This window comes from Draconibacterium mangrovi (assembly GCF_010586825.1).
In the GTDB taxonomy this organism is placed as follows: domain Bacteria; phylum Bacteroidota; class Bacteroidia; order Bacteroidales; family Prolixibacteraceae; genus Draconibacterium; species Draconibacterium mangrovi.
This window is the reverse complement of record NZ_JAAAGB010000012.1, coordinates 36643-60841: the sequence shown is the minus strand read 5'-3', so window position 1 is coordinate 60841 and position 24199 is coordinate 36643. Positions and strand designations below refer to the sequence as shown.

The 24199-nt window shown below is 42.3% G+C and carries 22 protein-coding genes; 10 read left to right on the top strand and 12 right to left on the bottom strand.

The window, feature by feature from the left end; genetic code table 11:
* On the bottom strand, window positions 1–1857 hold the full coding sequence (locus G4420_RS20785; RefSeq protein ID WP_163325871.1) for a Xaa-Pro dipeptidyl-peptidase: 1857 nt from the start codon (window positions 1855–1857) through the stop codon (window positions 1–3).
* Between the two features lie 274 nt (window positions 1858–2131).
* Here G4420_RS20785 and G4420_RS20780 point away from each other — a divergent pair, with 274 nt between their 5' ends.
* The 3 genes from G4420_RS20780 (at window position 2132) to G4420_RS20770 (ending at window position 5032) form a co-directional block, all read left to right on the top strand.
* Complete coding sequence (locus tag G4420_RS20780) at window positions 2132–2569, top strand: DUF4395 domain-containing protein (RefSeq protein WP_163325870.1); 438 nt, start codon at window positions 2132–2134, stop codon at window positions 2567–2569.
* A 197-nt stretch (window positions 2570–2766) separates the two neighbouring features.
* The gene (locus G4420_RS20775) at window positions 2767–4071 is read left to right on the top strand and encodes an MFS transporter (RefSeq protein ID WP_163325869.1); all 1305 of its coding nucleotides are present in this window, start codon (window positions 2767–2769) and stop codon (window positions 4069–4071) included.
* A complete protein-coding gene (locus tag G4420_RS20770; protein ID WP_163325868.1) occupies window positions 4064–5032 on the top strand; it encodes a glycoside hydrolase family 130 protein in 969 nt (322 codons plus the stop codon). Before G4420_RS20775 ends, G4420_RS20770 begins: the two co-directional genes overlap by 8 nt.
* A gap of 93 nt (window positions 5033–5125) precedes the next feature.
* Here G4420_RS20770 and G4420_RS20765 read toward each other — a convergent pair whose 3' ends face one another.
* The 5 genes from G4420_RS20765 to G4420_RS20745 all read right to left on the bottom strand — a co-directional run bounded on the left by G4420_RS20765 (window position 5126) and on the right by G4420_RS20745 (window position 9153).
* Entirely contained in the window at window positions 5126–5503 is a 378-nt protein-coding gene (locus G4420_RS20765) for a hypothetical protein (RefSeq protein ID WP_163325867.1), read from the bottom strand.
* A gap of 132 nt (window positions 5504–5635) precedes the next feature.
* Window positions 5636–6151, bottom strand: a complete 516-nt coding sequence (locus G4420_RS20760; RefSeq protein ID WP_163325866.1) for an OmpH family outer membrane protein — start codon at window positions 6149–6151, stop codon at window positions 5636–5638.
* Window positions 6152–6546: 395 nt separating this feature from the next.
* The gene (locus G4420_RS20755) at window positions 6547–7257 is read right to left on the bottom strand and encodes a LolA-like protein (RefSeq protein WP_163325865.1); all 711 of its coding nucleotides are present in this window, start codon (window positions 7255–7257) and stop codon (window positions 6547–6549) included.
* Window positions 7258–7339: 82 nt separating this feature from the next.
* Window positions 7340–8008 (bottom strand): ferredoxin--NADP reductase, encoded by a 669-nt coding sequence (locus tag G4420_RS20750; RefSeq protein WP_163325864.1) that lies wholly within the window; start codon window positions 8006–8008, stop codon window positions 7340–7342.
* A 44-nt stretch (window positions 8009–8052) separates the two neighbouring features.
* Window positions 8053–9153: an Sb-PDE family phosphodiesterase gene (locus G4420_RS20745; protein ID WP_163325863.1), complete on the bottom strand. Its 1101-nt coding sequence runs from the start codon at window positions 9151–9153 to the stop codon at window positions 8053–8055.
* Window positions 9154–9347: 194 nt separating this feature from the next.
* On the opposite strand from G4420_RS20745, the gene G4420_RS20740 reads away from it, so the two are divergent.
* The 3 genes from G4420_RS20740 to nagB are packed head-to-tail and all read left to right on the top strand — an operon-like array spanning window position 9348 to window position 13668.
* Window positions 9348–10565 (top strand): ROK family transcriptional regulator, encoded by a 1218-nt coding sequence (locus G4420_RS20740; RefSeq protein WP_163325862.1) that lies wholly within the window; start codon window positions 9348–9350, stop codon window positions 10563–10565.
* A 3-nt stretch (window positions 10566–10568) separates the two neighbouring features.
* A complete protein-coding gene (locus G4420_RS20735) occupies window positions 10569–12875 on the top strand; it encodes a glucosamine-6-phosphate isomerase (protein WP_163325861.1) in 2307 nt (768 codons plus the stop codon).
* 13 nt (window positions 12876–12888) lie between these two features.
* The gene (gene nagB / locus G4420_RS20730) at window positions 12889–13668 is read left to right on the top strand and encodes a glucosamine-6-phosphate deaminase (protein WP_163325860.1); all 780 of its coding nucleotides are present in this window, start codon (window positions 12889–12891) and stop codon (window positions 13666–13668) included.
* Window positions 13669–13949: 281 nt separating this feature from the next.
* On the opposite strand, the gene G4420_RS20725 is transcribed toward nagB, so the two are convergent.
* The 4 genes from G4420_RS20725 to yidD form a co-directional block, all read right to left on the bottom strand.
* Window positions 13950–14759 carry a metal ABC transporter permease gene (locus tag G4420_RS20725; RefSeq protein ID WP_198152313.1) on the bottom strand — a complete coding sequence of 270 codons (810 nt, stop codon included), beginning with the start codon at window positions 14757–14759 and terminating at the stop codon, window positions 13950–13952.
* 1 nt (window position 14760) lies between these two features.
* Window positions 14761–15507 (bottom strand): metal ABC transporter ATP-binding protein, encoded by a 747-nt coding sequence (locus tag G4420_RS20720; protein ID WP_163325859.1) that lies wholly within the window; start codon window positions 15505–15507, stop codon window positions 14761–14763.
* Window positions 15507–16382: a metal ABC transporter solute-binding protein, Zn/Mn family gene (locus G4420_RS20715; protein WP_163325858.1), complete on the bottom strand. Its 876-nt coding sequence runs from the start codon at window positions 16380–16382 to the stop codon at window positions 15507–15509. The genes G4420_RS20720 and G4420_RS20715 overlap by 1 nt, the downstream gene beginning before the upstream one ends.
* Window positions 16383–16481: 99 nt before the next feature.
* Complete coding sequence (gene yidD / locus G4420_RS20710) at window positions 16482–16733, bottom strand: membrane protein insertion efficiency factor YidD (protein ID WP_157493510.1); 252 nt, start codon at window positions 16731–16733, stop codon at window positions 16482–16484.
* A gap of 209 nt (window positions 16734–16942) precedes the next feature.
* On the opposite strand from yidD, the gene G4420_RS20705 reads away from it, so the two are divergent.
* A complete protein-coding gene (locus G4420_RS20705) occupies window positions 16943–17920 on the top strand; it encodes an ROK family protein (protein WP_045025585.1) in 978 nt (325 codons plus the stop codon).
* Between the two features lie 88 nt (window positions 17921–18008).
* On the top strand, window positions 18009–19937 hold the full coding sequence (locus tag G4420_RS20700; protein WP_163325857.1) for a M1 family aminopeptidase: 1929 nt from the start codon (window positions 18009–18011) through the stop codon (window positions 19935–19937).
* Window positions 19938–19939: 2 nt separating this feature from the next.
* Here the strand turns inward: G4420_RS20700 and G4420_RS20695 are convergent, their stop codons facing one another.
* Window positions 19940–20344, bottom strand: a complete 405-nt coding sequence (locus G4420_RS20695) for an OsmC family protein (protein ID WP_163325856.1) — start codon at window positions 20342–20344, stop codon at window positions 19940–19942.
* Between the two features lie 116 nt (window positions 20345–20460).
* Between G4420_RS20695 and nikR the strand changes: the two genes are divergently transcribed.
* Together nikR and G4420_RS20685 are read left to right on the top strand one after the other, a co-directional pair.
* Window positions 20461–20862 (top strand): nickel-responsive transcriptional regulator NikR, encoded by a 402-nt coding sequence (gene nikR, locus G4420_RS20690; protein ID WP_163325855.1) that lies wholly within the window; start codon window positions 20461–20463, stop codon window positions 20860–20862.
* Between the two features lie 59 nt (window positions 20863–20921).
* Window positions 20922–22760 carry a TonB-dependent receptor plug domain-containing protein gene (locus tag G4420_RS20685; RefSeq protein ID WP_163325854.1) on the top strand — a complete coding sequence of 613 codons (1839 nt, stop codon included), beginning with the start codon at window positions 20922–20924 and terminating at the stop codon, window positions 22758–22760.
* A gap of 33 nt (window positions 22761–22793) precedes the next feature.
* Here the strand turns inward: G4420_RS20685 and porK are convergent, their stop codons facing one another.
* The gene (porK, locus tag G4420_RS20680; protein ID WP_163325853.1) at window positions 22794–24155 is read right to left on the bottom strand and encodes a T9SS ring complex lipoprotein PorK/GldK; all 1362 of its coding nucleotides are present in this window, start codon (window positions 24153–24155) and stop codon (window positions 22794–22796) included.
* Between the last annotated feature and the right edge of the window lie 44 nt (window positions 24156–24199).

Genomic DNA, 24199 nt, shown 5'->3' with positions numbered 1-24199 from the left:
TTATTGAATGGCTTTATTGTAAGCTTCTGTTCCTCCAACTACCGGAATTTCAATGCTTGTTCCGTTCAAATCAACCGTTAATTCTGTTCCGGGTTTTGGCCGAAGTGTAAAATCGCGGTCGCTAGAAAAGATCATTAGCCCGATTTGTTGTCCAGCTTTAATCACCTGGTCATCGGGCTGGAGCTCGAAAGTCATTTCGTAAAACCTACCCGGTTTTAGCGGTTCACTTTCGCGTAATGATTTATAATTCTGAAGATCGGCCCAGCCGCGGGTAATAAGATTATCGGTAATTTTTGGTTTGCGCCACTGTGAATTATTCCAGGGCAACGAAACCAGGTAAACCGAAAGGTTAACTGCCGGTTTGCTACTGGCCGCTTTTATCGTAATTTTTGGTTTCCCCGAGATATGAATGTCTTCTTTCAATACCGGACTAACATATATTAATCGGTGCTCGGTAATTTCGGCCTGTGCCAACGCTTCGCTCGAAAATGAATAGTTGTCGACCAATGTTTCTTCTGCGTGTTTCGTTGGTTTATCTATAACAAGGGCACCTTTCTCCGGTGCTCCCGACGTTAGGAAGAAAGTTACCGTTTTTGCATCCGGATTTGGATAATCGGCGTAAGAAGTTGGATGATCGTGATCAGCGTCTTCGCGCACAATCCAGGCTTTTGGATCATTATCCACACCATTTTCAATTCCAAATAAAAAGCGTGTAAACCAGCGGTTCATCATACTAAGAGGTGGCGGTCCACCGTGACCATCCTGGTGGTAATAAATCTGGCAGGGAATCCCTTTTGCTTTGGAAGCTTCGTAAATGCGCAAACTATGCTCAGGCACCACATTCCAATCGTTAAAACCGTGCGACATCAGCATTGCTGCATGCATCGGCCCCATATCATTCAGGTAATCGCGGCCAGCCCAAAAATCATTGTAGTCGCCGGTAATCCTATCCTGACCATTTTTCATTTCAGTATCGCGAACGTGTTCACGTGCATAGGCTCTTTTATCGAGGTCGCCGCTGTGGATAAAATCAAAAAGCACATCCACGTCCTCGCCAAGATAACCACCGGGAGAGCGAACCAAACCATTTGAGCGGTAATAATGATAATACGAAGTATTTGGTGCAATCGGAATAATAGCTTCCAGTCCTTCAACACCGGTTGTTGCAGCCGCTAAAGGCAAAGTCCCTTCGTACGAAGTTCCTGTCATTCCCACTTTGCCGGTGCACCAGTAAGCCTCAACTTCTTCATTTCCACGACGAGTTTTGTAACCTTTTGCCCGTCTGCAAAGCCAATCGATTACCGCTTTTGGAGCCAGCGATTCATTGTCGCCACCAACCGTTGGAGAACCGTCAGACAATCCGGTTCCCGGAGACGATGAATGCACAACAACAAAACCACGGGGAACCCAGGTATTTATCTCAGCTTTTGAAATAATCGGTCGTTCTCCACGACGCTGAATTTCGGGCGGGTGTACATGTTGTTTGGGTTGCTCGCCAAGCTCCTGATGAACATCCCAGAAAAATTCGGGATTATTACCAGCCGTACCTGCGAAATACGGGCTCGAGTTATAAACTACCGGTAGTTTTAATCCTTCGCTTTCGGTTTGCCGTGGACGTGTAACATCAACGTGCATGCGGTCTAAAAGGCCATCGCCATCCGAATCAAATTCGGTTTCCACCCACAGATCTTCGCGAATCCAGTAGGCCGGATCTTCAAACGCTTTTACAATTTGTGCCTCCCCATCTTTAAAAACAGGTTTTGCCGGCTCGTTTTGTTGTGCACTACTATTAAGAGCACACAACTGAATAAGCATCAAACAGACAACACTTAAACTCAGGTTTTTTCTAATCTTCATTCGTTCAAAAAATTTTTACGCAGTCGGTCAATGGCAATACAAAAATCAGCCCCGGACTGCTTTTGTTACAGTTTTTTATGATCTATATCCCCAAAAAACAGGGGTGACAAGCTTATTTTTTTTGAAAAGCTAAATATAGCCACACTCAACTTTTATATGATGACGAATGACAGACTTTGTTAATTATTTGTAAGGAATTAAAGCGTAAATCATCCTTTTTGCAATTAAAAGAGCTTTTTGTATTTTATTTGTATCAATTATTAACACGACAGCTATGAGACAATTGGTTTGCCCCATATCGAAAGATGTGGTGGATGAAAAAATTACCCGCATAAACGCACTGATTGGTATTTTACTGATAGTAACAGCTTTTGTAATGGATTCGTCAATCTTTTTGATTGTGCTGATGGCCGACTTTTTTATGCGTGCTTTTACGCAGGTAAAGCTCAGCCCGATTAGCTATGTTAGCTATTGTTTGTCGAATGCATTGAATTTAAAAGAGAAGCCAATAGCAAAAGCACCAAAGATTTTTGCTGCCCGATTGGGTTTTGTAATGTCGCTAATAATTGTCGGTTTGTTCTTGGCGCAACTAAACACGGCCGCCATTGTTATAGCCGGCATGCTGGTATTTTTTGCATCGCTTGAGTTTGCCATTGGCATTTGTTTAGGCTGCATTTTATACACCTATCTCGTACTACCATTTTATAAATAATTCTACTTAATACAATTTTTCAGTTTTTAGGCTTCTGTTCGTTGACGGAGGCCTTTTTTATTATAAGTCGCGCCAAAGCTGCCCATCAATACTTGAATTAGAATTGTTCGCGCGAACTTTTAAACTGTGTTTAACAAGTTTGCAAAAAATAAAAACACTATTTTTCCGGCTTTAATCTTTAACGACTAAAACCATCAATGATAAAAGCAACAAACAAAGTTGCCAGTCCGGCAATGTGGGTTCCAACGGCATATTTTGCTATGGGGTTACCCTTTATGGTGCTAGCGCAGTCAACGGCTATCATGTATAAAAATATGGGGATCTCGGATTCCAAGATCGCCTTCTGGACCTCGCTGATTATGCTTCCGTGGACCTTAAAACCACTATGGAGCCCGGTTTTGGAAATGTTTAAATCGAAGAAGTTTTTTGTTGTTACCAGTCAGTTTATTACTGCAATAACTTTTGCTCTGATTGCCTTTGCACTTCCGCTACCCAACTTTTTTGCCTATACCATTGCACTGCTTGGCGTTATTGGTTTTAGCGGCGCCACCAACGATATTGCCACCGACGGTGTTTACCTCAGTGTACTTTCATCAAAAGATCAGGCACGATACATTGGCTGGCAGGGAGCGTCGTACAATGTGGGGAAGTTTTTGGCCTATGGAGGGTTTGTCACCATTGCCGGAATTCTTGAAAAACAAATGGGTGTGGTAAATGCCTGGGTAGCCGTGATGCTTGGAATTGGAGGTGTAATGGCATTGGTAGGTCTTTATCACTCGCGCATGTTGCCGGGAGGAGAAGCATCAACATCAGAAGTACAAAGCCTGAAAGAAGGATTTGACACACTTTTGGATGTACTCAGAACATTTTTTCAGAAAAAACATATTTACTGGTACATTGCTTTTATAGTGTTGTACCGTTTTGCCGAAGGGTTTGCCATAAAAATTGCGCCACTGTTTTTTAAAGCTGCCGTTGCCGATGGCGGATTGGGATTATCTACTACCGAAATTGGCGTTGTATACGGCACTTTTGGAACCGGAGCATTTGTTGCCGGATCGTTACTGGCCGGTTATTTTATTGCACGCCGCGGCCTGAAAAGGGCTTTGCTTATATTGGTCAGCACTTTTAATATTCCCTTTTTGGTGTATGCTTTGCTGGCCCATTACCAGCCATCGAGCCTTTACCTGGTAGGTGCTGCAGTGGTTTTTGAGTATTTTGGCTATGGTTTTGGTTTTGTGGGACTGATGCTTTTTATGATGCAACAGGTAGCCCCCGGAAAATACAAAATGGCACATTACGCTTTTGCCACCGGAATTATGAATCTTGGTTTTATGGTGCCATCGATGTTGAGTGGTTATTTTAGCGACTGGCTGGGCTACAAATTATTTTTTGCCTGGGTTTTGGTGGCTACAATCCCCATATTTATTGCTGCACGATTCGTTCCTTTCGGACACCCCGATAATGTTGATGAAGAAACAATAGAAACAGATAAAAATGACTAAAAAAGTAAACATCCCTTTTGAAGAACGCCCGCAAGGTTGCACCGACGTAATGTGGCGTTATTCGCAAAATCCGGTAATTGGCCGGTATGCAATTCCAACATCAAACAGTATTTTCAACAGTGCTGTTGTTCCTTTTGAAGATGGTTTTGCCGGCGTTTTTCGCTGCGACAACAAAGCTGTTCAGATGAACATTTTTGCCGGTTTTAGTAAGGACGGAATCAATTGGGACATCAATCATGAACCCATTGAAATGGTTGCCGGAAACACGGATATGATCGAATCGGATTACAAGTACGATCCACGTGTTACCTGGATTGAAGACCGCTACTGGGTAACCTGGTGCAACGGCTACCACGGACCAACAATCGGAATTGCCTATACTTTTGATTTCAAAACCTTTCACCAGTGCGAAAACGCCTTTTTACCTTTTAACCGGAATGGTGTGCTTTTCCCTGAAAAAATTAATGGAAAGTATGCCATGTTAAGTCGCCCAAGCGATAATGGTCATACACCTTTTGGTGATATCTACATTAGCTATAGCCCGGATATGAAATACTGGGGCGAACACCGATGTGTAATGAAAGTTACTCCGTTTGAGCTGAGTGCCTGGCAGTGTACAAAAATTGGCGCCGGATCGGTTCCGATTAAAACGGAAGAAGGCTGGCTGGAATTCTACCATGGTGTAATCAACACCTGTAACGGATTTCGTTACTCAATGGGAGCTGCCATTCTCGATCTGGAAGATCCATCAAAAGTGCTGTACCGCACACAGCCTTATTTGCTGGCTCCTGCAGCGCCTTACGAACTGGCCGGCGATGTTCCGAATGTTGTGTTCCCTTGCGCCGCACTTAGCGACGGTGAAAAAATTGCCGTTTATTACGGTGCTGCCGATACAGTTGTAGGAATGGCTTTTGCTTACCAGCAAGAACTCATTGATTTTATTAAGGAGAATTCCATCTAAAACGAAGTTCACGCAAAGACGCGAAGGTTTCGCAAAGCACATTGAGAAAAATAATGAAACATGATGATGCTCTCACTAAGAGTGAGGGCATCACTATTTTCGGGGATCACCTTCAATACGTTTTTCTTGTATAAAATATACCTTGCTGGAATCAGGCACCGCAACCGGCATATTCCAGTAATTTCCCGAAGGTTTTACAACCGGCATATTATCACCCAAAGCCATAAATAGGTCTGTTTTTGATTTCAAATAGGAATTATCGATCGGGTTTTCTGTGTTATCATCAAACAACGATTGAGGTAATTTGTCCTCCAATTTTAATTGGGGTGAAATTGTTAAATAATCAGGTTGCTGCTGTTTCTGAAAATCATCAAATTCAATACGCGGAAGCGGTTTTATGGCGTACTCATTTTGACTGAATGAAGAAAAACCCAAACAACAAAAGAACATCAAAATAACGATTGTCTTCATAACTTTAATTTTGTTATAGCAAGTTAATAAAGAGCATTTTATTTCGCTAAGCAATTGAGGTTTTTAACATTTGCAGCACTTCATCCTTCACACATACTTTCCAAAAGTATTTTTGTGCAAAAATCTGATACTTTACTCTCCTCTTATCGCCTTCAAAACCAAAGGTGTTAAATCCTCGCTTTCGGGCGAGATATAAGCCACGTTTCCGGCACTAACATCGAGTACATAGGTAAAGTTTTGTGCCCCGGCAATGTTGCTGATTTCCTGGTTAATTTGTTTGTAAATAGGCTGAATAAGCTCCATGTTGCGGTTTTGCAACTGTTGCTGTGCGGTTTGGTTGTAGGTCTGTATTTTTTGCGATTGCTCCAAAATTTCGTTTTGCCGCGTTTGTTTTACAAAATCAGAATAGGTAGCGCTTTCGGCTTCAAACTTTTCTATTGCAGCCTCATGCTCTGCAATCATTTCCTCGTAAATCTCCTGCATGTCTTTTGATTCCTTTTCTATAACCGTTTGAAGACTATCAAGCATTGGGTGTTTTTGCACCAGCTCCTGGATATTTACATGACCGATTTTCAGAGGATTTTGTGCGTTTGTAAGCGTGGCAACACAAAGAATTACCACAGCAGTTAAGAGAAACTTTATTTTCATAGTTTATAATTTAAGATTTTGAGCAAAGATGATTGAATTATTGCCCTAATACAGCTAAAAGAAGTTAAACCTGTTTGCCCCAATAGTTAACAAACCAAAAGAGTTGAAGCCGATTCTTAAATTATGTTTCTAATCTTAAAAATTGTGTAATAAAGAAAGTTCTTGAAGTTGACTATCCCTGTACCAGAGCCAGGTGGCATCACGCCAACATCATTTCAGCAAAATGGCTGCAACCAAATTTTCTTTATTTCACCCCTCTGTCATCCGTCAGCTGAAGAATGACATCTCCCCTCAATGAGGGAGAAAAAGCGAAACCCCATGGCAAAGCCAGGGGGAATTATTAGACATAAAAAAGGGCGGAAAACCGCCCTTCAATATTTTATTTGTGGAAAATCTTAATTTGCAGGTTTTTCGAATAGAGCATCGTCAATAGGCTCATCCAATTTTATTTCTTCCATTACAACCGACTGTTTACCCATTGGCATTTCAATCTCAATTTTGTTGGCCATTTTAATACCATTCAAATCTTTATATTCTACCATTCTGGTTACAATATCCATGGTTTGACCCATAGCTTCTGCTCTCGATTCCACTTTCGAAACCAAATAATCGTTGGCATTGATATAATAGGTTTGAACAACTCCATCCTTATCGGTAAGTTTCAGTTTGTATGCTTCAGCGCCATCAACATCAACTTTGCCCAGCATTTCAATGTCGCTCCCTTTTGCTTTGTAGTTGTACAGTGCACCTTCCATATCGGCCTGGCTCATTGCTTGTTTTAACTGGTCGCCTTCCAGATCCTGAGCACCGGCGCCCATCATCGGGTTAATCATCCATCCATGTTCACCATCGTAAGCGCTGGTGGTTTTTTGTCCCATCATTTCCATATCGACACGGAACTTATTGGGTTTTTTTACTTTTATTTCCATGGGCATTTCCATACCCATTACGTTAACTTTTGCTTTTACATTGAATGTTTTTACATCGGCCATTTTCTCCAAACCATTGGCTTTGTAGTAACTATCCAATACCTCGTCGAGTGATTGTGCTTGTGTGCTTATTAATGCAAAAAGCATTAAGGCGGCTAATAAAAAGGTACGTTTCATTTTGATTATGTTTTATAAAATTAAGTGCTAACAATTAATACCACTAAAGTACAAATTATTACAATCGGATTCAAAAGGGGTATTAAAAATAAATTTCGGCAATTATATTGGCATAATCCACACCTCTTTCAATCAACATATCGCGCACTTCCACAACCATTAACGCCTTTCCGCAGAGGTAAAATTTTACATCGGGTAAATCGGTCAGTCCCTCCAGATAATTGGTAACTCTTCCGGGAAAAACATCGCACGATTGTTCCTGCGAGCAGCAACGAACATAGTTTTTTCCTAACGACCATTCCAGCTCATCTTCGAAATAAAACTGGTTTAAATGCCTCACTCCGTGAATAAGTGTTTTATTCTCAGAAATTCCCGAGCGGTACATGGCATAAAAAGGAGCAATTCCGGTTCCGGTGGCAATCCACCAGGCCGGCTCGCCGGTTCCCAAAAAACTACCATAGGGTTCCGACACATACAAAATATCTCCCGGAATCATGGCTGCCATCTTGGGGGTTAAAAAACCATCGTCTTTAATGTTGAACAGGATTCGGATCTCATCCTCCTGGTTGCCGCTGCAAATGCTGTAAATACGCGGTGCGTGATCGGTGTCGACTCCGATTTTTACCACTTGCCCGGGCAAAAAATCCGAATTCCGTTTAAAAGATATCACATGCACTCCGGGCGATATCTCTTCGTTATTGGTTATTACCTGCTTTACTAATGGTGCTTCTTTTTTTGCTCTTGCTGACATTATATTCAAATAGAAAAACTAAAGCATCGTAACAAAGCATTTGGCTAATTGTTTCGGAAAGTGAATGTTACCACAAGCGGATCATCAACTCCGGTAAGCATATTATTTACCCGGTAATAAACATCCAGGTTGTTGGCATTTGCCACTTCATCCGAATTGCCGCTTAAACTCAGTGCCGAAACATGATGCGCTTTCAATGTAATCGTTTCCGGAGCATCGAAACCCACACCGGGCTGAACCAGCTCCAGTTCGTAATCTAAATCCGAATTATTGGAGATTTTTACCACTCTCGATTCTTTGTTTCTAAGTTTTATCGGCTTGGTATCGTATTGTAACGACCCGAAAAAAAGCGGCTCCAGGTATTCAGAACGGCCGACAATTGTATTGTCAAAATAAACAGCAGTTCGTCCGTCGAACAAAGCTTCTTTAATTCCACCAATAGTACGGCTTTTTGCAAAAACAAGGGTAAGCGGGCGGTGTCCGTCGTTAACATCCATTGGCCCGTGCACATCGGAATTTCCCAGCATGGTTAGTTTTTTTTCGTTCGCCCATGCCAGAGCTTCCGGGCAAAACTCCCAGTTATAAACTTCAATTCCGTGCAACATATCATTCTCAAAAAAATAGGAATGTTCGTCCCACCACAATACCGAATCGGGTTGCTGTGCATCCCAGCACGGGTGATTCCACATAAGAAATGCACCCTGGTCGCGTGCCTCTTTTACAGCATCCTGCACATCATCCAGTTCCAGTAAATTGGCATTTTTTATAAACAATGCATTTAAGTGTCCCGGCGGCATACTGCGCGTAATCTCTGCTCCTTTAATCAGTAAAATTTCTGACTGATCGGCCAATGGTTTTGCCAAATCGTACGAACGGTTGTGATCGGCCACCACATCAATCGAATGCGGTCGATATTCGATGTGATCGGTAATTGAAATGGCATCCAGCCCCTCGTTCCAAGCTTCTTCAATACGAACGGTTGGCCATACAGTACCATCAGAAAATACGGTGTGCATGTGCAAATCGCACTTTAGTGTTTGATAACCACTAATATTCGGAATGTTAATTATTCGTCGTGCCTGTGCAAAAAGTACCCCGCTGCCAACAACTAGCAATACAATTATAAACCCAAATTTTTTCATCATGCCGGAAGATTTTATGTAAATGTATCCGATTATAAATATCATCGAAAGTAATTAACATTAAAATATTATCATATTAATTTTTTATGAATTGTAAATGAATGGTTAAATTTAGGAGAATTAACACATTCTTTTTAATTTTTTTAAAAAGAAGCTTGTTTCATATTTAAAATATTCTGATTTTTGCACCAACAGTTATGGAAAAACTATTTAAAACCACAGGAAATCAAAGTCAGGCAGTTGAACAAAAAAAGATTGCCCAGAAAAAACAGATTCTTCGTTCAATCTATTTCAACGGGCCACTTTCAAATTCCGACCTTGCCCGCCAAATAAAATTAAGTACACCAAAAATAAACAGCTTATTACTCGAGCTTATTGAAGACCAACTGGTAACCGAATTAGGACGTGGCGACTCAAGTGGAGGACGGCGCCCCAATATATACGGGCTTGTTGAAAACGGTTTTTATGTAGTTGGAATAACCATAAATGTGGCCCGTACAATTATTTCCATTTTCAACAGCTGTAACCAGGAGGTTAGCGGCCCGCATTATTTCCCCATAAAAATGTCGTCGGACATTAACATTTTTAACCAGGTAAATGCCGAGCTGGAAAAGGTTATTCAGGACAGTAACATTGACCGTGAAAAAATTCTGGTGGCCGGACTTGAATTACCGGGTTTGATCAACCAAAAAGAAGGCATTAACCAAACCTATTTCCCGGAAGAAAAAGACCTTTTTTCGAAACTGCAGAATATATTCGGAATACCGGTTTTTATTAGCCACGATGCCAAATTACGCACCTTTGCCGAACAGTATTTTGGACTGGCAAAAGGCAAGAAGAACGTGTTGATGCTGCAAGCCGACTGGGGATTGGGACTGGGTATAATTATTAATGGAAAATTGTACACCGGAAAATCAGGTTACTCGGGCGAATTTGGTCACCTGCCACTGGCCGATAACGGTGTACTTTGTGTGTGCGGAAAGCAGGGCTGTTTGGAAACCATTGTTTCGGCCAACGCCATTGCACGCCAGGCCCGCGAAGGAATTGAGCAAGGCCATTCGTCGCTGATAAAAGAATTGGTAAAAGACGATTTAAACAAAATAGATATCTCAACAGTTATTCAGGCTGCCAACTCCGGCGACCAGTTTGCCATTTCGCTTTTCTCGGAAGTAGGAAAATGGCTGGGACGAGGAATGGCTTACCTGATTCAGATTTTTAATCCTGAGTTGATCATTATTGGTGGACAAGTTGCCGTGGCAAGTCAGTTTATTCTGGCCCCCATACAACAGGCCATTCATACATTTAGTAACCGCGACATAAGCAACGAAACCCAAATTCAGTTTTCGGAACTGGGAACCAAAGCCGGAACGATGGGAGCAGCAGCTTATGCGCTGGAAAGAATATCAAAAAAATAAAATATGACAGTCAATTTTACAAAGGTTGAAGAAGCATTTTTCGAAGAAACAAAGTCAAAGAAAATTTCGACCAGAATTCCGTATATCACCACTGAAAGTTTCCCAAAGCTGGGGCTGCTTTCGGCATTAAGCTTTTTAGAGTGGGCAAGTAAAAACCCTAAGGGTGTAGCCTGTTTACCAACCGGGAAAACGGCGCAGTATTTTCTGGATTTCACCCATCTTTTGCTTGATAACTGGAATAACAAGAAAGGAAAAGACTTTTTGGAGAAATATGGTTTGGCCGATGTAAAAAAGCCTGATCTGAGCGAACTCTCTTTTGTACAAATGGGCGAGTTTTTCCCCATTAACCCGGAGCAACACAACAGCCTTTACAACTACGCACAAAAACAATACATTGAAGGTTTAGGCTTTAAAAAAGTAAATGCCCTGCTCATTAATTCCGAAGACATTAAACTGGCAGAAGGCAAACATTATTCCGAGATTTTCCCGGATTATAAAATCGATCTGTCGTTGCGTTACCGCGAAGCAAAAACACACCAGGAGCAATTGCAACAGGAATCGATTTTTAATATCGATAACTGGTGTACAGCTTACGAAAATAAGATTCGAGAAAAAGGTGGAATTGGTTTCTTCCTCAGTGGTATTGGCCCCGATGGATTGATCGCATTCAATACACGCGGATCTGATCATTTTTCATCAACACGTTTAACCGAAACAAACTTTGAAACGCAAGCCATAACGGCTGCCGATTTGGGTGGAATTGAAGTATCGAAAAACCGCCTGGTTATTACCATCGGTTTGGGTACACTTACTTTTAATCCGGATAACAAAGCAATTGTTTACGCCGCCGGTGAAGCCATTGCCGACACCATCAAAGCGTCGTTGGAAAAAGAACCTTCAGTAACGTATCCGGCAACAGCACTGCAAAAACTAAAAAATGCCCGTTTTTACCTTACTGATGGCGCAGCGGTGACGCTGGAAGATAGTATCGAGTATTTCTATACTGGTACACTGTGGAACCACCAAAAAACTGAACGCGCAGTTATTGAACTCTGTAAAAAGATAAACAAGTTCGGCTCGAAATTGGATTTGGAAGACCTGAAAGCCGACAAATACTGTAGTATGATTCCTGGTCTGAATGAAAACACGGTTCAGTCGGTTATCGATTCAATTTTGGAGAAACTGCAAAAAGGAATGCAAAAAGAGGTGAACCAGGTGTATTATCACACCGGCCCGCACCACGACGATATTATGCTTGGCATTATGCCATCAACCAACCGCCAGTCACGCGATGCAAGCAATGAGCTCCATTTTTCGGTAGCAACTTCGGGATTTACAGCGGTAACAAATACCTTTTTGTACAATGTGCTGGTTGATACCAAAGACCTGATCAACCAGGGCAAAATTGAAATGATCAATTTCCCCGACTTTTTTAAAGACGGGCACAAATACAAGTGGGACAAAGACATTTACCACTACCTCGACAACATTGCAGCGCAGGATGAAGAAGAAAAACGCCGTGGAGTTTGCCACCGTGTAGTACGTGCGCTGGTTTTAATCTGGGGAATTAAAAACGAAGAAGAACTTCGTGAAACGATATTCGAGGTACTCTCCAGTCTGAGAAATACTTACGATGGCGGAAAAAATCCTCCTAAAATTCAGAAGCTGAAAGGAATGATCCGCGAGTTTGAAGAGGAACTGGTTTGGGCACACTACGGCATTATGGTGAAAAATGTTCACCACCTGCGTTTGGGCTTTTACTCGGGCGAATCGAACTACGATAAAGACATTCTTCCGATTCTGGAGGACTTCCGCAAATACAAGCCAACAGTTATTAGTTTGGCAATGGATCCACAGGGAAGCGGCCCCGATACGCACTACAAAGTACTGATGGCTATTGCAAAAGCTGTTGAAGACTGGAGCAAGGAAGAAGACCTGAGCAAGCTGAGAATTGTTGGTTACCGTAATGTGTGGTTTAAATACAACCCGTGGGATGTTGAAGTGATCGTTCCGGTTTCGTTGAACTCGCTGGCAACACTGGATAAATCATTCTCGGAATGTTACATTACGCAGGTAAATGCATCGTTCCCGAGTTACCAGCTGGATGGAAAATTCAGCGACCTGACACAACGTGTTTGGTTCGATCAGCACAAACAAATACAACTGCTGTTGGGTAAAAACTTCTTTTACCAAAACGAATCGCCGCTGTTACGCGCTACTCACGGAGTAATTTACCACCGCGAATTAACAGTTGAGCAATTCCTTGAAGAAGCCCAGAAACTGGGAAAAGCAACGGAAAATATACTTTAAAAACCAGAATATAATGAAGTTAGTAATTCATAATAACTACGATGGATTAAGCATTTGGGCTGCCAACCATATTGCCGAAAGAATTTGTGATTTTGAGCCATCGGCAGAAAAACCATTTGTACTGGGTTTACCAACCGGATCAACACCGCTGGGAACCTACAAAGCACTGATCGACTTGTACAAACAAGGAAAAGTAACGTTTAAAAACGTGGTTACTTTTAACATGGACGAATACGTGGGCATTGCCGAAGATCATCCGGAAAGCTACCACAGTTTTATGTTCGAAAACTTTTTCAATCACATCGATATTCCAAAAGAAAACATCAATATTCTTGACGGAAACGCCAAGGACTTAGATGCTGAATGCGAACGTTACGAAGCCAAAATAGAATCGTACGGAGGTATTGAATTGTTTATGGGCGGAATGGGCGCCGATGGTCACCTAGCATTTAATATTCCGGGGTCGTCGATTCAGTCGCGCACGCGTTTGGTTGATTTGAACTACGACACGATTGTGGCCAACTCGCGTTTCTTCGATAACGATTTAAAACAGGTCCCAAAACAAGCCTTAACAGTTGGTGTGCAAACAGTACTCGACTCGAAAGAAGTATTGGTTTTGGTGAACGGCTACAAAAAAGCCCGCGCACTGCAAAATGTAGTGGAAAACGGAATTAACCACATGTGGACATTGTCGGCGTTGCAAATGCACCCGAATGGCATTATTGTTTGCGACGAAGATGCCACAATGGAACTAAAAGTAGGTACGGTAAAGTATTTTAAAGAATCAGTTTAATACCAACCGGATCCCGACAAAATAAAACTGCCCGCCTGATGATTCAGAGCGGGCAGTTGCTTTATATTTTTTCTGTGGATAGTTTCCAAAATTCAATTACTCACTTGCAGATCTTTTTCTGACGGGCTTAATAACCACCTCCTGTTCGCACTGCGGGCAAATATAAATTTCGCATCCGATGCAGGCAAAACAATTACTGCACGAGCGCGGAACATCAAGATTCGAGAACTGAAAATTACAGTTTGAACAGGTGTATATTTTCTCCTTTTTCGGCGCAAACATTACACAAACGTTTTAACCAAACGAAGTATTCCGAAAATAATAACCAGCGTAAAAATGATAGCGGCTCCCGAAGGAATATTCAGAAAATAGGAAATAAACAAACCGGCGATTGTACCCACAAAAGCAAATAACGACGAATACACCAGCAGGCGTTTAAAATCGTTGGTGAATAAATTGGCTGTTGCCTGCGGTATGGTCAGCAACGACAAAATAAGAATGATACCCACTACCCTGATATTCAACACAACGGTTAGTGCAATGAGCACCATAATGAGGTAATTAAACAAAGCCACCGGTAAACCTGCTGTGCGTGCAAACTCTTCGTCGAAAGCGATGTAAAGGATTTTACGCAGAAATACGGCAAAGAATAGTACAATTACCGAGTTCAGCATAAACATCCACCAAAGCTCGGAAGTAGTTACCGTAAGAATATTCCCGAACAGGTAGCTCATCAGGTTTGGTGTATATCCGGGTGTAAGGAAAACAAAAATAATTCCCAGCGCCATTCCCAGCGACCACCAAATGGCAATGGAAGAATCTTCCCTTATTTCGGCTACTTTGGTAAAAAACTGAATGCCCAAAGCCGATAAAACAGCAAAAAGCACGGCACCCAGCAAGGGATTAAAGCCGAGGAAAAATGCCAAGCCGATTCCGCCAAACGAAGCGTGTGTTATTCCGCCACTTATAAACACAATGCGCCGCGAAACGATGTAAGCCCCAATAATTCCGCACGAGATACTGGCAAACACAGCAGCCAAAAAGGCTTTCTGAAAAAAATCGTATGAAAATAATTCTATTATCGCGTTCATATTAATGATGATGGTGCTTTAAAACGGTATGCGGAATTTCGCCATGCGAGATGATTTGAATCGGGCAATTATAATTGGCCAGCTGCTCTTGCGAAATTACGTTACTCGGATGATAATGCAGGTACTTATTTACACAGGCAATAGATTTTACGCAGCTCGTTATGGTACCCACATCGTGCGAAACCAAAAGTATGGCAAGCTCTTCATTTAACTTCTCCAACTTTTCGTAAAGTTCGCCTTCAAAACGGTTATCCACAAAAGTATCCGGCTCGTCAAGGATGAGCAATTTAGGATCGCTTAACAAAGCACGGCATAAAAACACACGTTGCATTTGCCCGCCCGACAATTCGCCAATGGCTTTGTTCCGAATACCGGCAACACCCATTTCTTCCAGCAATGCTTCCGCTTTATCTTTTGCAATACTCTTGGCATTTTGGCGATTTTGCATAATACCACCCGAAAGTACCACATCAAAAACAGTGATCGGGAATTTCCGGTCGATATCTCGTACCTGTGGCAAGTAGCCAATTGGTTTTTTCCGGCCGCTCATTTCTTTCGAGAAATGAATTTTCCCCGATTCCGGTCTCTTTAACCCCAAAATGGCTTTTAACAAGGTAGTTTTGCCTCCACCGTTAGGGCCGATTACACCCAGAAAATCGTTCTCCCGAATTTCGAGATCGACATTTTCCAGCACCGGCACCTTATCGTAGGCCACCGTCAGATTTTCTATTTTAATTAACGGATCCATTAAAAATTATCGATCAGAATTTGAGTCATAGTTCTCAGGTTTTCTTCCCACTCAGGTTTAAGCGGTGCTACCTGAATGATTTTACCTCCAATTTCATCGGCAAAAACGCGGGCATGTTCCCGGTCAAACTCACTTTGAATATAAATAACTTTTATGCCTTCTGACTTGGCAATGTCAACAACTTCGCGCAAGTGTTGAGGCGTTGGCTCTTTTCCGCCGGTTTCAAGCGAGTACTGCTCTAATCCATATTCGCGGGCATAGTACGAAAGGCTCGGGTGAAAAACGATAAATTTTCGTCCGGCGTAATCTTTCAACTGATTTTTAAGATCGATATGAAGCTGATCACATTCTTTCACAAAACGCATGTAGTTGGCATTGTAATCACCTGCCTTTTCGGGTTTTAACGCCGAAAGTTCATCGAGAATAACTTTTGCCATTTGTTTTACCATAACCGGCGACAGCCACACGTGCGGATCAACACCATCAATATGCACATGGTCGCCGTGTTGCTCCATTTTGTCGGCAATCAAATCCAGTCCTTCCGAAATATTTACCACCTTCATTTTGGTATTGGCCTGCTTAATTTTATCGGCCCACGAATGTTCGAAACCAATGTAACCAATCCGAAACCAAACAGCCGAACGCGAAATATCTTTCAACTGAGAAGGCAAAAGTGTATAGGCTGCCGGGCTCGATCCGGGCGGTATAAGCAGGTTTATTTCAAAATCATCGCCCGCAATTTTCTCTACAAACGTTTTTTGTGGTAAAATACTCACAGTAACAACGTCGGCCGCGGTACTTTTATCTGATTTCTTTTGGTTCCCGCACGATGCAAACAAAGTAGCCACAACCAATAAAAGGATTATTCTCTTCATCAATGTATTTTTTAGTGTCTCATTTTAACAATGTTCCACAAATTTAGTTTTATGTTATGGAATAAATAAATTGAACTCAGCTAAATGCTTTTTAACCCGCTATTCTTTTGGCGGAACGGGATCGTAACCATGCGTTCCCCATGGGTGGCATTTTGAAAGTCGCCTGACAGTAAGCACAAATCCTTTAAACGGACCATGGATTTTTATGGCTTTTACTGCATACTCCGAACATGTGGGAACGTGCCGGCACGATGCCGGAGTAAGTGGCGATATTCCGTATTTGTAAATATAAATCGGAATTAAAAGTATCCACCCCAAAAACTTCAGAATTGCTTTACCAATTGTTTTCATAATTATTAAGAAACAAAGGTAAGATTAAAATTCATCGTTGATTGGCGTTCTGAAATTCAGATTCATCTTAAAAAACGTTAAAGCTTAATTGAATTCAAAATAAATAGCCATAAACCGATGTCCGGCTCCCTTCCAATTGCATAATATTTTTAATTTTGCTAACACACAGAAAATGCAGATAAAATCTAAATTAATAAGCTTAATAAAAAATGAAAAAAGTAGCAATTGGAGTTGATATTGGCGGAACAAATACTGCCATTGGCGTAGTTGACGCGGAAGGACACGTGATGGTTAAAGACAATATTTCTACACCATCGCATGGCGATATCGACCAATACATCTCAGATTTGGCAGCAGCCATTAAAGAACTGATCAAATCAGTAAAGTTATTGAATGAGAATTTAGAAGTAGTTGGAATAGGAATTGGCGCTCCAAATGGTAATTACTACAGCGGAACAATTGAATATGCTCCAAACTTATCGTTTAAAGGAGTGGTTCGTTTAGTTGAATTACTTCGTGCACACTTCCCTGAAATGGAAGCACTTGCACTTACAAACGATGCAAATGCAGCAGCCATTGGCGAAATGATTTACGGTGGTGCCAAAGACATGAAAAACTTTGTAATGTTCACCCTTGGTACCGGTGTTGGTAGTGGTATTGTTGTAAATGGCGACCTGGTATACGGAAATGATGGTTTTGCCGGAGAATGTGGTCACACCACACTTATTCCTGGCGGACGTTTGTGCGGATGTACAGCGCTGGGCCACTTAGAGGCTTATTGCTCGGCTCCAGGGATGAAACGTACTGCTTTTGAATTGATGGTTCAGTACAACGCAACCGACAGTATTCTGGCCGATAAATCGTTTAACGAGCTGGACTCGAAAATGATTTACGACGCTGCTGAAAAAGGCGACAAAATTGCTTTGGAAGTATTTGAAAAAACAGGTGCATGGTTAGGACAAGGTTTGGCTGACACCGTTCACCACCTAAGCCCTGAAGCAGTATTCCTGTTTGGCGGACCAACTGCTGCCGGTGATTACATTTTTAAACCAACTAAAAAGCACATGGAAAAACACTTGCTTCCTATCTTTAAAGATAAAATCAAGATTCTTCCATCGGAATTGAAGCCTGGTGATGCAGCTATTGTTGGAGCCAGCGCCCTGGCCTGGAAAGAGCTTGAAAAATAAAAAGTATATCCTTATAAAATCAAAAGCGGACCATTATGGTTCGCTTTTTTTTGCTTTAAATCTTCATTCGGAATTGTATCTTTAAGCAATGATACGATTCGTCCACATCCTTCTCTTTCTTTACATTTCCGTCAATGTTATGGCCCAGGAAAATGAACTGTTCATCTCAGACAAATTAGCATTGGAAGAAAGCCGGAATTTTGTGCTAAAATCGAATTTTATCGAGAGCCAGAATAACAGCCTTACCGACTTTATCTATCAGCGGATGGAATGGCAGGTCGATCCGGCGGTTCGTTACATTTCCGGGGAAGTTACCACCCACTTTAAGAGCCAAACGGGCTTACTGAACACGATTGAATTTGATCTTTCAGATTCCTTAACTGTCGATTCGGTTCTAATCAGAAATAAAACCGTCACGTTCACCCATCAGAATAATAAACTTGAAGTTGATCTGCCTGAATCTCTTTTGCCCGATCAGCTTGATTCTGTTTCGGTTTTTTACCAAGGAGTTCCCACAACATCAGGCTTCGGTTCTTTTGAAACCAGTTTTCACGGCAGTGAATTTACACCGGTTTTATGGACTCTTTCGGAACCTTACGGTGCTTTGGAATGGTGGCCTTGCAAGCAGTCGCTGGCCGATAAAATCGACTCGATTGATGTGATTGTTACCACACCAGTAAAGTATAAAACAGCAAGTAACGGCATATTGGTTTCCGAGCAATTGAGCGACACCACCAGAACCATGCACTGGGAACATCGTTTTCCGATTGCAACATATTTGGTTGCGATTGCCGTAACTGATTATGAACGCTATTCAGATTACCTGGAAACGGAAAATGGCGACTCCATTGAAATACTGAATTATGTTTACCCTGAGGATCTTGAAGATGCCAAAAGTAAAACTCCGGTAACTGCCGAAATTATGCAATTGTACCAAAACCTTGTTGGAGATTATCCTTTTGCGGCCGAAAAATATGGCCACGCACAGTTTGGCTGGGGCGGCGGAATGGAGCATCAAACCATGAGTTTTATGGGGAATTTTGGCTTCGGATTAATTGCACACGAGCTGGCCCATCAGTGGTTTGGCGATTACATAACGCCGGGCTCGTGGCAGGATATATGGCTAAACGAAGGATTTGCTACCTACTTAACCGGACTTTCGTACGAAAATATTGAAACCGATTGGTGGCCGGTGTGGAAACAAGTGTATTCCGACCAGGTAAAACAGCAGCCCGATGGCTCAGTTTATGTTGCCGATACCACATCAGTGGCACGCATTTTTAGCAGTCGCTTATCGTATGCAAAAGGAGGTTATTTACTACACATGCTGCGTTGGGTAATTGGTGATGATACCTTTTTTCAGGGTCTGAAAAACTATTTCAACGATCCGGCAGTTGCCAATGGTTTTGCGCATTCAGAGGACGTAATACAACACTTTGAACAAGTTGCCGATACCAGCCTGACTGAGTTTTTTAACGACTGGCACTATGGCGAAGGTTATCCGGTTTATTCCGCCAGTTTTAAACCGGGTGACGGAGGAAAAACCTTGATAACGCTGAGTCAAACTACAACGCATCAATCGGTAGATTTTTTCGAAATGCCGGTACCGGTGCGTTTATACACTGCCGGTCGCACCGATTCGCTCGATGTAAGACTGAATCACACCAGCAACCAACAACAATTTATCGTCGACACCGAGTTCCATGTTGCTGAAATGGTGATTGATCCTGATCTCTGGCTAATATCGGAAACTCAGGAGATTGTTGGTATTCCGGCAGAAACCAATACCCAAACCATAGAAATCTTCCCCAATCCGGCTACCACTGAAATCAGCTTACGATTTTCTTCGTCGATGGAAATCACTGGCATCCGTATTTTTGATATGAATGGTGCGGAAGTAAAACATTTCACCATAAATCCGAATAAAATAAATATCACCGTCCTCGTTCCCGGAATATATCTGCTAAAAGCCGAACTGGCTGACAGAACTTTTCAAGGCCGTTTTATCAAACACTGAAGCTACCAGTTGAACTTGATGGTTTGAACCAGATCAGGATGCAAACTTAAGGGAACCGGACTAACGCCGGCGACACTTTCAACCAGCTGCTTTTCTTCGTCGGTATAGTTTTTTGCCGGAAAAGTAAACTCCACAACCACCTCGGCTACACGTCGCGGATCGGAAGCCATTATTTTCGTTACATCAACCTGAGTTCCCTCAATATAAATTCCGTTATCGCGGGCTTTTATTCCCATAATGGTCATTATACAACTTCCCAAAGCCGTTGCCAGCAGGTCGGTTGGCGAGAAATATTCTCCTTTTCCACGATTATCAGTCGGCGCATCAGTTATCACTTTGTTACCCGATTGCAGGTGCTCATTTTCGGTGCGTAATTCGCCCAGGTAAATGGTTTTTATCGTTGTCATACCCTATCAATTTATTTGGTTTAAAGATAAAGCATTTTGAACAATCCGGATTTTACTACCGCAGATTCATTCTATTTTCATACATTCGTGTTACGAATATTGAAATTAGTATTACCATGGCCGTTTCCAGGTTTGGCGTTTCGTTGGATGAAGAACTCCTTGAAGCTCTCGACAAGTATGTTGAGGACAATGCTTTTGCCAACCGTTCGCGCGCTATCCGTCACCTAATCGAAAAGAATTTAGTGGAGGAAAAGTGGAAATGTGATAACATTGTGGCCGGTGCAGTTATCATTGTTTTCAATCACGAGAAAAAGGATATACTAAAGAAATCGGCCGAGATTCAATACGAACACAAGGAGTTTATTCTTTCGTCGCAGGGCTTTTATTTAAACGAGATGAATTACATGGAAATTATTGCTGTTAAAGGCCCTTCGCGAAAACTAACAGAAATTTCAGAGCAACTCATCAGCCTGAAAGGGATACAGCACGGAAAATTGGTAATGAGTAAAGCCGAATAATTTTTTTTGGCCAAATAGTAACACGATTAAATTAATACGTAACACAATAAACTTAAATAATGCGAATATTTATCTTCAGTTTTTTCATCATTCTCTTCGTTCAAGGAATTGCCAGTGCACAAATGCGCTTTGAAACCAACGACACCATAACAATTAACGAAGTGGTGGTTACCGGAACGCAGGTACAGGTAAACCGCAACAATGTTCCAATGGCGGTTTCAGTTGTTAACCGCACGCAAATTGAGGAAAGTGATGAGTCGGCACTACTGCCTATTTTAAATGGCCGGGTGCCGGGTTTGTTTGTTACCGAGCGTGGAGTTACCGGTTTTGGTGTTGCAGCCGGATCAGCAGGGCAGATTTCAATTCGCGGAATTGGCGGCAGTCCAACCACCGGCGTTTTAATGCTCATCGACGGGCACCCGCAGTTTATGGGGATTATGGGGCATCCTCTTCCCGATTCATACGTAGCCTCGGATGTTGAACGCGTGGAGGTAATTCGTGGACCTGCGTCGATTCTGTACGGATCGAATGCTATGGGAGGTGTAATCAACATTATCACAAAAAAACAGGATACCGAAGGTGTTAATGGCAATGCCCGCATTTCGTACGGATCGTACAACACGCAGAAATACATGGGATCAGTGGGTTTCAAAAAGGATAAGTTTAGCGTATTTATTTCAGGAAATCATGACCAGACTGATGGCCACCGCCCCAATTCTGATTTCAAAATAACCAACGGATACCTGAAGCTGGGTTACCAGATCAGCGAGCATTTTGATGCTGCTGCGGATTTTAGTGTGGCAGCTTTTGATGCATCTGATCCCGGTCCTGACACCCTGAATGCTTCGGCGGGAGAAACAATAGATATTTTGCGTGGTTACGGATCGTTTTCGTTGCGAAATAACTTTGAAAAAGCATCAGGAGCACTGAAGCTTTTCTACAATTTTGGGGAACACGAAGTCACTGATGGTTTTCATTCCAACGACCATAACTACGGATTAAATCTGTACGAAACCTTTCAGTTTTTTGAGGGAAACAAGCTTACCGCCGGAATTGACTTGATGAATTATGGGGGGGATGCTGGAAATACTTTTGCGATGGGTGGAAAGGGTCTGACCTTTGCTGACACTACCATTACCGAACTTGGTGCCTACCTGTTTTCACAACAAAACATTGGCGAAAAACTGATCATCAACGCTGGTCTTCGTTACCATAACCACAGCGAATATGGTTCGGTATGGATTCCATCGCTTGGGTTTGCCCATTCATTCTCGCCTTCTACCACATGGAAAGGAACCATTTCAAAAGGCTTTAGAAGCCCTACAATGCGCGAACTGTTTATGTGGGGCCCCAATCCCAATCTCGACCCGGAATCGATCTGGAATTACGAAACAAGCGTAATGCAAACCTTTTTCAATGGTACGATGCGAACTGAACTTACCGCCTTTTTGATTAAAGGCGATAACCTGATTGTTAATACAGGTCAGCCAAACGGTTATCAGAATACCGGAGAGGTTTCGAATAAAGGAATCGAATTCTCGCTGGATGCAACACCAACAAAAGCACTGACATTGAATGCAACATACAGTTATACCAACATGAAAAATCCGGTTTATGCTACGCCGGAACATCACCTGTTCCTAAATGCATCATACCGCATAAAGAAACTGCTGCTGGTAGCCAATATACAACATGTGTCGGGTTTGGATAACGACCCAACGCCGGTTACCAACCAGGAAAGCTACACATTGGTGAATGTAAAGGCAAGCTACAACCTTACAAAAAATGTAAAACTATATGTTAGCGGAGAAAATCTGTTGAGTACGGATTATGCGGTAAACCGCAATTATACCATGCCTGAAATTACCGTATTCGGCGGATTGAGTTTGATGTTCTGAAAAGAGAATTAGAGAAATACCTGAGAAGTAAGTTTATTCCTGGATACTGCGACGGCCGCCCAAATCATCGCGGAAAGAGGTTCTTACGCATCGGAATCCGACATATGATTTTGCGGTGTCCTGATACTCAAAAGTACGCGTACCCGACTGTATGAAATAGGCAATGTCTTTCCACGATCCTCCCCGAACAACCTTTCGTTTCATTACGGCCGGGTCATCGGGACGTGCATTGTACTGAATTTCCGGATTATAATCATCGATAGCATCGTAGCCGGCTTCAAAAAAAGCGGTAGAGGTCCACTCGGCAACATTACCGGCCATATCGTAAACGCCGTAAGGATTAGGATCGAATAAACCCACTTTCATGGCTGTTGTGGTAGTTGGACTATCGGCAACATAATTTCCGCGCAAGGGCTTAAAATTGGCTACAAAACACCCACTAACACTTCGTGTATAATAACTCCCCCACGGGTACATGGTGTTGTGCATACCACCACGCGCTGCAATCTCCCACTCACTTTCTGTTGGCAGGCGGTATTCGTGTGCCGGCGCTTCATCAGAACGGGTAAAGGCAAAATCCTGCAATTTATTACGCCAGTTACAGAAAGCCCGCGCCTGATCCCATGTTACTCCAACAACCGGATAATCATCAAATCCAATGTGTGAAAAATATTTGATTGTAAAAGGCTCATTGTAAGTGTAAGCAAAATCTCTGATCCAACACAGCGTGTCGGGATAAACCGGCACGGATTCGTGCATCAAAAATGAACTACGGTTTTGAATGGGAACTACCTCGCCATCTGAATTTACAACAGAACCTTCATAACGTTGCGTTTCGTAATTATAGGCATTGCTACGTTTTGCGGCTTGTTTATAGTCAATCCAATAATATTCGTATACCAGTTTACGGGTATCAATTTCCTTCTTGTAATTAAAACGTTCGTATTCCGGGAGATACAATTCATCCATGGCCATTTGATACTCCGGATCGTCCCATTCAATTCGCTCTTCCCAGTTTATTTCCGGCTCTTCCAGCGGGGCACCGTATTTATCTTCTGTTATCAGGAAATCGGTATAGGTTTGTCCAAGAAGTTCGCGTGCTTTTTTATCGCGTACCCAATATACAAACTGCCGGTATTCATCATTTGTAATTTCGGTATCGTCGATCCAAAAAGCTTCTGTTGATACCGTTCGGCTTTGTGTTACGGCATATAGCTGATCATCGTTTGGCCCAAGGTTGTAGGCACCTCTTGGCACATAAACCATTCCGTGAGGTGTTGGCTCAAACCATTTTTCACTTGTTCCTTTACCTAATTTAAGGTATTTGTTGCTTTCGTTCCTGCACGAGGCAAGAAAAAGCGCCAGTATGAACAAGTATGTTATGGTTTTTCTCATCAATCGATATTCGATGCTACATTTCTAAACGCCTTATTGATTTT